Origin of the sequence: Fulvivirga aurantia, assembly GCF_009711475.1 — a bacterium.
In the GTDB taxonomy this organism is placed as follows: Bacteria; Bacteroidota; Bacteroidia; order Cytophagales; family Cyclobacteriaceae; genus Fulvivirga; species Fulvivirga aurantia.
On sequence record NZ_SMMD01000142.1, the window covers coordinates 1 to 694 of the forward strand.

Genomic DNA, 694 nt, shown 5'->3' on the forward strand with positions numbered 1-694 from the left:
ATAAAAATCTTTACTATGTGGTACGTGTACATGTTGAGTGTTCAGAAGGAAAATTTTACAAAGACTGCACTGATTATATCGAAGAAATGCTAAAAAAGCATAATCATACGGAGCTATTTAAAAAAAAAAGGCAGGTAATCACCTGCCTTCATACCTTTCATAAGGTTGTAAATATTACTCCATCGATTCAGATTCCGAATGAGCCGCTACCATTTGGTCGTGCTCTTCTTTCATCTTCTCATGTTCTTCCATCAACTTCTCGTGTTCTTGACGCATGGTTTCGTGCTCAGACTTCATTTTCTCATGATCCTCTTGCATCTCTTCTTTGGTGATATCTCCTGACGCATGTTTTTCTTCTAGCTCTGTGTGCTTCTTCATCAAAGCCTCATGCTTGTCAATCAACTCAGTATGATTATCAATCATTGCCTGGTGGGCGTCTTCAATAGCCACATGAACGCTATCTTCTTCTCCTTCGCTCATCTCACGGTGCTTATTGATAAAATCCTGATGGATTTGCTCCATATCAGCATGAGCATCTTCCATCTCCTGATGGTTCTTCTCCATTTCTTCATGAGCGCTAACCATCTCTTTGTGTTCTGGAGATTCTGATGGATTGGACGTACAGCTAAACGCAAAAAATGCAGCTGTAAACATTGCAACCAATATTCTTTGAGACATTGTTTTCATAGTTTTA

The 694-nt window shown here is 39.2% G+C and carries 1 protein-coding gene; it reads right to left on the reverse strand.

Annotated elements, in window-relative coordinates; translation table 11 throughout:
- Positions 1 to 174: 174 nt before the first annotated feature.
- Positions 175 to 694: hypothetical protein (locus E1176_RS00380; protein ID WP_222933033.1), on the reverse strand; the 520-nt coding region annotated here is incomplete at its 5' end.